The organism is Maricaulis sp. (assembly GCF_039978735.1).
In the GTDB taxonomy this organism is placed as follows: domain Bacteria; phylum Pseudomonadota; class Alphaproteobacteria; order Caulobacterales; family Maricaulaceae; genus Maricaulis.
In genome coordinates this window covers 91963-101057 of record NZ_JBDWAS010000039.1, presented here as the reverse complement: position 1 = coordinate 101057, position 9095 = coordinate 91963, and the positions used below count along the sequence as shown (strand labels likewise).

Genomic DNA, 9095 nt, shown 5'->3' with positions numbered 1-9095 from the left:
CGCCCTCATCACCCGCCTCGCCATGAGCCTCCTGCAGCGCATCGACGACCCCAAAACATCCATACGAAGACGCATGAAACGTTGCGCCTGGGAAAACGACTACCTCCTCAACGCCATCGCCCATATGCGATAGCCCTGCCGTTGGGGGGAGAGGGAGAGAATGCCCCCTTCTCCCCCACCGGGGAGAAGGGGGGCGAAGCCCGGATGAGGGGCGCGCGGCCCCGCCGCGCCTTCAAAATCCTCGCGTGCCGCTTGCGCGGCGCCCCCTCAGTCGGCTACGCCGACAGCTCCCCCGCAAGCGGGGCGAGCCCTTGTCCAGAACCCGGCCCATGACCTTCACCACGCGTTTCGCCCCCTCACCGACCGGCTATCTCCATCTCGGCCATGCCTTTTCGGCGTGGACGGCGTTTTCGGCGGCGCGAGAGGCTGGCGGGCGGTTTATTTTGCGGATGGAGGATATCGACACGGTGCGCTGCAAGCCGGAATTCGATGCCGCCATCCTGGAGGATCTGGCCTGGCTGGGGCTGGAATGGGAGGAGCCGGTGCGGCGGCAGTCGGCGCATTTCGGCGATTTCGACGGTGTGCTGCAGCGGCTGCAGGAACGGGGTGTCGTCTATCGCTGTTTCAAGACGCGGCGGGAAATCCTGGAGGATATCGCCCGCGCGCCGCATGGCGTCGGCGATGTCTATCGCGGACCGGCCGAACCGATGGGCGCGGACGAGGAAGCGGCGCGTGTCGCGGCGGGCGAGGCCTATGCCTGGCGGCTGTCGCTGGAACGCTGCCGCGATGTGCTGGGCGAGCGCTTTGCGGCAATGTGTTTTGTCGAGGAGGGGCGCTTTGTCGAGGAGGGGCGCTTTCTCGAGGATGGCCGGGGGGAGATCGCTGCCGATCCCGATCCGCTGGGCGATGTCGTGCTGGCGCGCAAGGATGTCGGCACGAGCTATCACATCGCCGTCGTGCATGACGATGCCCTGCAGGGCATCACCCATGTGATCCGCGGGGTCGACCTTTATGATCTCACCCCGCTGCACGTGCTGTTGCAGACGCTGCTGGATCTGCCGACCCCGGTCTACCGCCATCACCGGCTTCTGACGGATGCGAAGGGCGAACGCTTCGCCAAGCGCAACAAGGCCGCCACACTGCGCGCCATGCGAGCAGCCGGCGAGACACCGGCGGATATCCGGGCGCGCTTCGCCTGAGCGTCCACATGAGCGGGATTTAATCCGTCGTCGCGCATCCGGACGGCGGCCGCCACGCATCACCCTCACAGGACGCACACAATCCAGAACGGGGACATCATGCCACTGCTTTCACTCTCGCTCGCCGCGGCCCTGGCCGCCACGACGCAAACCGGTCCGGCGCCGTCGCAGGCCTTCGACGAAACGCTGGTGTTCGGCGCGGACCGGGCGAGCGTCGAACAGGCGCTCGAACCGCGCTGCGACAGCCTGCAGGCCGTCTCCCCGCCAACCGCCGGCTTCCCGCTGGCGCGCGAGCAGGAAACCCATCTCGTCTGCACCGGCTTCACCTTTGACAGCGGCGAACGGCTCGACGCGGCGGTCTTCACCCTCGCCGACGGCGCACTGGTCCAGATCGAGGCCCGCGGCGACACGGCCCCGCTGACCGTCAATGCCGGCGACAGCGTGTCCTATGCCCACTGGACCGCCTATCCGGCCGCCGGGCTGATTCTCGACGATGCCGCAGGCACAGCGCACATCCTCTCGGCCGACGGGCTGCATGCCAATCTTTTCGCCTGGCACAATCCGCTACTGGACGGTGAAACGCTCGACTACGCGCCGCTCGATGTCTCCATTCCTCCGGAAGTGCGTCCGGGCGCCAGCCTCGAGACCCTGATGCCGGAGATCGAGGCGGCCTGCCCCGTCGTCCAGGTGCGCGAGATCGATCCGCCCAGCCTGCCGACCGAGCCGGCGACCCAGACCCAGATCAATTGTTTCGGCTACCCCGTCGCCGGTTTCGAACGCAAGATCGAGTTCGTGTTCGGCGATGACCAGCTTGTGCTGGCCTGGATCCTGACCGGGCGCGGCGAATCCGGGCGCCTGCAGACGGCGATGGATGCGGCCTATGGCACCCCCGTCTATGCCGGTGACACGTTCCGCTTCTACGAGGAGGGCCGGATCGCGCTGCGTTTCGACAAGCCGGAAATCCTGGTCGTCGAACAATCGCTGGGTGCCGGCTATATCGACCAGCTCAACGGGGCGGAGGCGGCCGACTAGTCGGTCAGGCGCCGCGCCTCGACACCTTCCACCCACTCGCCGGTGCGCACCAGCCGGCCCTCGCGCCAGGTGTATTCGCGCACGGTGATGCCGCCGCCCGGCACACCGCGCGCATTCTCCCGGATCTCGATCCGGCTCTCCTGATAATGCTGCACGATGCGCGCCTGATTGCCGGACATCAGGGCCACGGTCTGCCAGGCCTCGCCCTGCGACACGATCAGCGGGAAGGCACAGCTGCCCGTGCCGCAGAAATAGGCCACGGCCGGCCCGTCGCGGCGGGCCTGGCAGTTGAGACTGCGCGTATCGACGACATAATCGGGCCGGCGATCGGAATTGATGTCGCCGGACACCGTCGCGGCGGCAGCGATATCGCCGTCACGGCAAACGAGCGCGCCGCCGCTGATCCGGTCGAGATGATCGTGAAAGGCCGTGAGCACGCCGGCGGGCAGCGCGCTTGCCGGTATGTCGGCCGCGTCCTGCTGCGAGCAGGCCATGGCGGTCAGGGCAGCTGTTCCGGCCAGGCCGAAACGCCGCAAAGCGCGTGTCCACATCGCCGCACCCCGTTTGCGCGCCCCAGCGCTGGCATCAGACTAGGGCCCGCAGGCGGCGCCCCGCAAGCGGATATGCCGCAGGTTTAATGCGGTCTCCATGCTAGGCAGGCGGCACCGGACACGCTATCAGGCGATCCATGTTCGTGCGTGATCTCTGGTATTTCGGCTGCCTGTCGAGCGAGCTCAAACCGGGCCAGCATCTCCATCGCGAGTTGCTGGGGCAACCTATCCTGTTTGGCCGCGACCATAATGGCAAAGCCTATGCGCTGAAGGATATCTGTCCGCACCGGGGCATCCTTCTGTCCGGCGGCGAAGCCCAGCAGCATGATGGCGAGACCCATGTGGAATGCCCCTATCATGGCTGGCGTTTCCGCACGGACGGGTCCTGCGCCGCCATCCCCTCGCTGACCGCCGAGCAGGCCAAGGCGATGGACCTCACCAAGATCCGCACCCGCGCCTTCCCGGTGCACGAGGACCAGGGGCTGATCTGGATCTACTACGCCCGCGAGGAAGACGCCGACAAACCGCCCGCCGTCGAGCCGCCGAAGCTGGATATTCCCGAGGGGGAAAAGCCGCGCCTGGTCGTGCGCGACGTGTTCAACTGCCATGTCGACCATGCCGTGATCGGCCTGATGGACCCGGCCCACATCCCCTATATCCACCGGCAATGGTGGTGGCGCTCGGCCAAGTCGGTGCACGAGAAGGAAAAGAAGTTCGGCCCGGTTGAGCGCGGCTTCACCATGCTGCCGCACACCCCGTCGAAGAATTCCTATCTCTACCGCCTGCTGGGCGAGCCGCAGACCGAGATCCGCTTCCAGCTGCCGGGCCTGCGCACCGAATACGTCAATGCCGGCGGCAAGCATTTCACCGGTTTCACGGCCGTGACGCCGACCAATGAAAACTCCACGGCCATCACGATCGTGGTCTACTGGAACCACCCGCTGATCCACGCCATCCCGAACTTCCTGCTGAAGATGGGTATCTCCATCTTTGTCGGGCAGGACCGCGATGCGGTGAACGCCCAGCAGGTCGGCCTGGCCTATGATCCCAATCTGATGCTGATCCACGATGCCGACGTGCAGGCGAAATGGTATTTCGCCCTCAAACGGGCCTGGGACAAGCACCGCGATACGGGCGAGGCTTTCAGGAACCCCGTCAAGCCCGCCACCCTGCGCTGGAGAAGCTAGGGAAAGAGCCCAGCACTCTGACTATCTGAGCGCTTCCCGGATGCGCTAAGTCAGCAATCGTCGAGATTATCGAGATTGTTCTCGTCGTGCCCGTCCGGCGTGGTCCTCAAGTATGTTGGATTGTCTTTAGGGACAGCGATGACATCGGAGGAATGACCATCTTCCTTCACGTAATAACTGTAGGTCGCTCCTTGGATATCCTTGATCGCCTCCGCGACCGTGCGCTTTCCCCAAACGGCAGTATTCCCGATGTGGGTAATGTCGCCATCATCGTCTCTGGTTACGCAACGCACTCTACGGCGAATAGCCATATCTTCTCTCCAACAGTTGCCGCATGAAAATTCATGCACCTTGGGGATTTGATACGAGCGCAGTACAACCAGTCACCGGGAGGTTTTGGGAAAATTTCCCGTTGACACCGATAACCGGAACAAACAGGGGGCGGCGATGACAATTCACACCAAGAAGCATAGATTGAAACAAGCCATTCGAGAGGTCGTTAGATCCAATGGCGGCGTCGAGGCCGCCGTCGAAGGTCTACGTGTCCAGAAGACGCATCTTGCGCGGTACGGATCAGCGAATGACATGTCCTACTTTATGCCGATCGATATCGTGTGCGAACTCGAAGCCAAATGTAGCAAACCGATTGTGACACAAGCGCTCGCACACGAACTTGGCTTCGAACTTTTCCGAATCCCGCCAACCGATGCGGAAGGCCAAGTTTCGGAGCAACTTCGAAAGGTCTTCAAGGAAAGCGGAGAGGTTTTTGTCGCAGGCGCCGACGCGCTCGCAGACAATCGTGTCGACGAAGAAGAGGCCATCGGCCTGCTAAAGGAAACCGATGAAGCGATTGGCGCACTTGTACGTCTGCAAAAACTCCTTGAGAGAAGGATTGAGGGAAGAAGCGAAGTAGCTGCGGCTTAGCCTTGAACCCGCAAAAACTGCGGGGCATCGATGGGCAATCCCCCTGCGCTGGAGAAGCTGATGCCGCCGATCGACGATATTCTCACCGGACTGCTCTACCTCGCGATGATCGCCGTCGTGGCCGTGCTGGCCTTCGGCATCATCAATCTCTATCGCGGTGACGAGAAGGCGCGCTCGCGCTCGAACAAGCTGATGCGCCTGCGCATCGTGCTGCAATTCTCCGCCATCCTGATCATCATCGCGATCTTCCTGGTCCGGCAGAATTTCGGCGGCTGAACCCGTCAGTCCGCCAGGCCCTGCAGCGCGTCGCGCACGGGCCCGGCCACCCGGTCGATGCGGCCGTCATTGACGCCCACCGCGCGCACCTCGCCCGCCACCGGATCGACGGCGACCACGACGAACCACATCGTGTTCGACCCGGCGTGCTGCAGCCGGCCGCCCTCGCCGACACCCCAGCCCATCGCATACTCGCCGCCGAAGGGTGGGGTGTGCAGCAGCGCCCAGCTGTCGGCAGAGAGATAGTCTTCCGGCTGCTCCAGATGCGCGGTCAGGAAGCGGGCGATATCGCTCATCGAGGCGTGCACCGTGCCGGCCGGTCCCATCACCGGCGGATTGTCGGCACGCGGCCCGGGCACCACGAGATTCAGCCCGCCGAACAGGCCGGCGCGGTGACCGCGCGGCTGGTCGACCGTGTCCGCCGAACCGGGCGCGCCGAAACCGGCGCTGGTCATCCCCAGCGGTTCGAACACCTCGGCCCGGATCAGGTCTTCCCAGCTTTCGCCCGTCACCTGTTCCAGCATCGCCCCGGCGATCACATAGCCGGCATTGGAATAGAGAAACTCCGTCTCGGCCTGCGCCGCCGGTTCGCGCGCCAGCATGTTGGCGGCGTAGTCGAGACGCTGCTCGCCCAGGGGCGCGTCATTGGTGGCGAAACCGACCAGGGCCAGCATGCCCGGATTGGCGTCCAGCCCGGCACGGTGCGAGAGGAGATGGCGGAAGGTCATGTCGCGATAGGCCGGATGGACTTCCTCGACGCGATTGCCCAGATGTTCGGCGACCGTATCGTCCCAGCTCACCACGCCGCGCTCGGCGAGGCGGGCAACCAGGGTCGCGGTCATCGCCTTGGTGTCCGATCCGATATGCCAGAGATCGTCCGGCGCGATCGCGGCCTCGCTGCCGCGGGCCCGCACGCCGGCCGTGCCGATGCGGATATCCCCGCCACGCGCCACCATGACAGACGCGCCCGGCGATCCGGTTTCCCCGATCAGCTGTTCGGCCGTCACGGCAAGTTCGGCATCCTGGGCGGCCGGGGCTGCGGCCTGCAGCATGATGACGGGCGCGGCGGCGAGGCAGAGCGGTGACAGCATGGATATCCTCCGGTTTGCCGGCCGGGCTTTCGCGCGCGGCGCCGGGGCGCTAGACAGGCGGACATGGTCCGACTGACGAAAATCTACACCCGCACCGGCGACGCCGGCACCACCCGGCTCGGCGACATGTCCGAAACAGTCAAGCACGACCCGCGGGTCGATGCCTACGGGGATGTCGACGAAACCAATTCCTCTCTCGGCCTCGCCCGCGCGGCGCTGGGCCCAGGCCATGAGCTCGATGAGGATCTGGCGCGTATCCAGAACGATCTGTTCGATCTGGGCGCCGATCTGTGCGTGCCCGAGAGCGACACACCGCCGGATTTCGAACCCCTGCGCATGACCGCCGGACAGGTGGAACGCCTCGAGGCGGCCATCGACCGGCTGAATGCGCGCCTGGAGCCGCTGAACTCCTTCATCCTACCGGCTGGGAGCGAAGCCGCCGCGCGCCTGCATTTTTCCCGCACGGTCTGCCGCCGCGCCGAACGCAGGATTTCCGCCCTGATCGCGTCGGGCGCCCGGATCAATCCGCAAGCCCTGAAATACGCCAACCGCCTGTCCGACCTGTTGTTCGTGATGGCGCGGATCGCCAATCTGGAGACCGGCGGCGATGTGCTGTGGGTGCCGGGAAAAGACCGCTAGCCACGCGATTGTTTCCGCGCAGGAAACACGAAAGTGATATCTGCCCGGTCGACATGCGCTGCAGAACGCCTATCTCTGGCTGCGACAATTCAGCTCATCCGGAGACCCGCATGACCCGCTTTCTGACTGCCACTGCCGCCCTCGCCCTGATCGGCGCCGCCGCCCAGGCCGAACCGGTTTCGTTCGAGTTCGACAAGTCCCACACGATCATCCAGGCCAGCTGGGTGCACCAGGGCTATTCCACCCAGTCGCTCCAGTTCACCGATTATGACGGCACGCTGGACCTCGACCTGGAAGACCCGTCCGCCTCGACGGTCGACATCACCTTCAACCTGGCCGACGGCATCTGGGCCGGCGCCAACCAGGAGCGTTTCCTGGGCCACCTCGCCTCGGACGACTTCTTCGGCCTGGACGCCAACCCGACGGCGCATTTCGCCGCCACCGGCTTCGAGACCGAGGATGGCGAGACCGGCACGATGACCGGTGACCTGACGATGAACGGCGTCACCGCACCGGTCACGCTCAACGTCACCCTGAACCAGGTCGGCGAGACCCAGGACGGCAATACCAAGGCCGGCTTCACCGCGACCGGCAGCCTGATGCGTTCGGAATGGGATATGGGCTTCGCCGTCCCCTACGTCTCCGACGAGATCGAACTCTTCATCTCCACCGAGCTCGTCGCTGCGGCGGAATAGTCAGAACCATCGCGTCACGGAAGGCCCGGGCGACACGCTTCACCCGGGCTTTTCTGCCCCTGCACGTCCCCACACAAGACGGGACTCGATGCTACACATGTAGCATCATTAACTTGCCGCCCGCATGACCTGCCGCCAATACTCCTCCCGGTCAAACCGGGAGAGACCGAACATGCCCGCTCACCGCCCCGTGGCTCATATCGTTCTGGCCCTGTGCCTGACCGGGTTGGCGGCCTGTCAGAACCCGGAGACCGCGACACGGGAGGCCGGTCCGCCCGACCCCCAGGCCCTGGTCGAAGCGGCCGTAGCCGACGCCCCCCTGTTCTCCGGCATTGCCGTGATTTCCCGTCAGGGCCGGATTGCCGGCATTGCCGTCCAAGGTATCGCCGATAGGGAAACGGGTCGTATGGTGACACCGGACACCCTCTTCTCCATAGCGTCGGCCGGCAAGATGCTCACCGCGCAGGCCATCGACAGACTGGTCCGGGAGGGCCGGCTCGGCTTCGACACGCCGGTCGCGGACCTGCTGCCGGAACTGGCAGACGCGATGCCCGCGCACCTCACAGTGGACCACCTCCTGCAGCACCGGTCCGGATTCCGCATTACCCGCACGCCCGACGACGCCGCGCTCGACGCCGTCACCGGCAATCACGACATGTTCGCGCTCTACATGACACTGGGTCTGTCCAGCGAGGGCCCGGCCGATTTCCGGTACGATAATGCGAACTTTGTCCTGCTGGGCGAAATCGTCGCCCGCCTGTCCGGCGAGCCCTATGAGAGCCTCGTACAACGGGCCGTACTGGCGGATCAGGGTCTCGAGACACCCGTCTTCCAGCAACCGGCCGCCGGCCGCGACCGGCTTGTGGCGCACCCCTATATGCCGGTCGATTTCCAGACCTGGTGGAACAGCGAAACGCCGGTCCGCGGCGATCGCGCGGATGACTATGTCCATCCGGCTCCCGTCCCAGCGCCAACGGCGGGCGGCGGCGCGCTGGCTTCGGGCCCGGACATGGCCCGTTTTGTCGCCTCATTCGCCGCCTCGCCCGTCGGCGAGCGGCTGTGCGGGATCGTCGCGGCGACCGAGGCACGCGGGTACGGGCGCGGCTGCGCCGTCCGTACCGGCCCGTACGGTCGACGCTACGGACATACCGGATCGACCGCCGGCGTGCAGGCGCGCGTCTTCGCCTATCCAGACCGCGGCTATGAGATCGTGGTGCTGTCGAACCATGACGGAGAAGCAGCACCCGTGTTCGACGCGCTTGAAGCGCGCCTGTTCGCCCTCGCGCCGCCCGTGGACGGCACCGGGGAATAACATACCTGTTATTCTATTTTGCCCGCGCCGCCGGACCACATCGAGGATTGAAAGACGCACGGGTCCGCTTGCGGGGTCGATATGCCGAACTGTCGACCGCGGCAAAGCAAGATACCGCAGCTGCGAATTGACGCATGCGTAAGCCAGCGGGCTGCATTGACTTACCGCACGCGCGAAGGCAGTTTCGCC

General features: G+C 65.2%; 11 protein-coding genes. 8 read left to right on the top strand and 3 right to left on the bottom strand.

The genetic code is table 11. The annotated features are described in order from the left end of the window. Positions 1-329 precede the first annotated feature (329 nt). Together gluQRS and ABJO18_RS11055 are read left to right on the top strand one after the other, a co-directional pair. Complete coding sequence (gene gluQRS / locus ABJO18_RS11060; RefSeq protein WP_348509006.1) at positions 330-1199, top strand: tRNA glutamyl-Q(34) synthetase GluQRS; 870 nt, start codon at positions 330-332, stop codon at positions 1197-1199. 99 nt (positions 1200-1298) lie between these two features. Beyond that, positions 1299-2231 (top strand): hypothetical protein, encoded by a 933-nt coding sequence (locus ABJO18_RS11055; RefSeq protein WP_348509005.1) that lies wholly within the window; start codon positions 1299-1301, stop codon positions 2229-2231. On the opposite strand, the gene ABJO18_RS11050 is transcribed toward ABJO18_RS11055, so the two are convergent. After that, positions 2228-2782 carry a hypothetical protein gene (locus ABJO18_RS11050; RefSeq protein WP_348509004.1) on the bottom strand — a complete coding sequence of 185 codons (555 nt, stop codon included), beginning with the start codon at positions 2780-2782 and terminating at the stop codon, positions 2228-2230. The genes ABJO18_RS11055 and ABJO18_RS11050 overlap by 4 nt on opposite strands. 137 nt (positions 2783-2919) lie before the next feature. Here ABJO18_RS11050 and ABJO18_RS11045 point away from each other — a divergent pair, with 137 nt between their 5' ends. Further along, on the top strand, positions 2920-3969 hold the full coding sequence (locus tag ABJO18_RS11045) for a Rieske 2Fe-2S domain-containing protein (protein ID WP_348509003.1): 1050 nt from the start codon (positions 2920-2922) through the stop codon (positions 3967-3969). A 50-nt stretch (positions 3970-4019) separates the two neighbouring features. On the opposite strand, the gene ABJO18_RS11040 is transcribed toward ABJO18_RS11045, so the two are convergent. Next, positions 4020-4280: a DUF3892 domain-containing protein gene (locus tag ABJO18_RS11040; protein WP_348509002.1), complete on the bottom strand. Its 261-nt coding sequence runs from the start codon at positions 4278-4280 to the stop codon at positions 4020-4022. Between the two features lie 136 nt (positions 4281-4416). Here ABJO18_RS11040 and ABJO18_RS11035 point away from each other — a divergent pair, with 136 nt between their 5' ends. Continuing rightward, on the top strand, positions 4417-4893 hold the full coding sequence (locus tag ABJO18_RS11035) for a phage regulatory CII family protein (protein WP_348509001.1): 477 nt from the start codon (positions 4417-4419) through the stop codon (positions 4891-4893). A gap of 30 nt (positions 4894-4923) precedes the next feature. Beyond that, on the top strand, positions 4924-5169 hold the full coding sequence (locus ABJO18_RS11030) for a twin transmembrane helix small protein (protein WP_348509000.1): 246 nt from the start codon (positions 4924-4926) through the stop codon (positions 5167-5169). A 5-nt stretch (positions 5170-5174) separates the two neighbouring features. On the opposite strand, the gene ABJO18_RS11025 is transcribed toward ABJO18_RS11030, so the two are convergent. After that, positions 5175-6260, bottom strand: a complete 1086-nt coding sequence (locus tag ABJO18_RS11025; protein ID WP_348508999.1) for a serine hydrolase domain-containing protein — start codon at positions 6258-6260, stop codon at positions 5175-5177. A gap of 63 nt (positions 6261-6323) precedes the next feature. Between ABJO18_RS11025 and ABJO18_RS11020 the strand changes: the two genes are divergently transcribed. The 3 genes from ABJO18_RS11020 (at position 6324) to ABJO18_RS11010 (ending at position 8906) form a co-directional block, all read left to right on the top strand. After that, positions 6324-6899 (top strand): cob(I)yrinic acid a,c-diamide adenosyltransferase, encoded by a 576-nt coding sequence (locus tag ABJO18_RS11020; RefSeq protein WP_348508998.1) that lies wholly within the window; start codon positions 6324-6326, stop codon positions 6897-6899. Between the two features lie 110 nt (positions 6900-7009). After that, complete coding sequence (locus ABJO18_RS11015) at positions 7010-7594, top strand: YceI family protein (protein WP_348508997.1); 585 nt, start codon at positions 7010-7012, stop codon at positions 7592-7594. A gap of 172 nt (positions 7595-7766) precedes the next feature. Further along, positions 7767-8906, top strand: coding sequence for a serine hydrolase domain-containing protein (locus ABJO18_RS11010; protein ID WP_348515906.1), 1140 nt, complete (start codon positions 7767-7769; stop codon positions 8904-8906). The last annotated feature ends 189 nt before the right edge of the window (positions 8907-9095 follow it).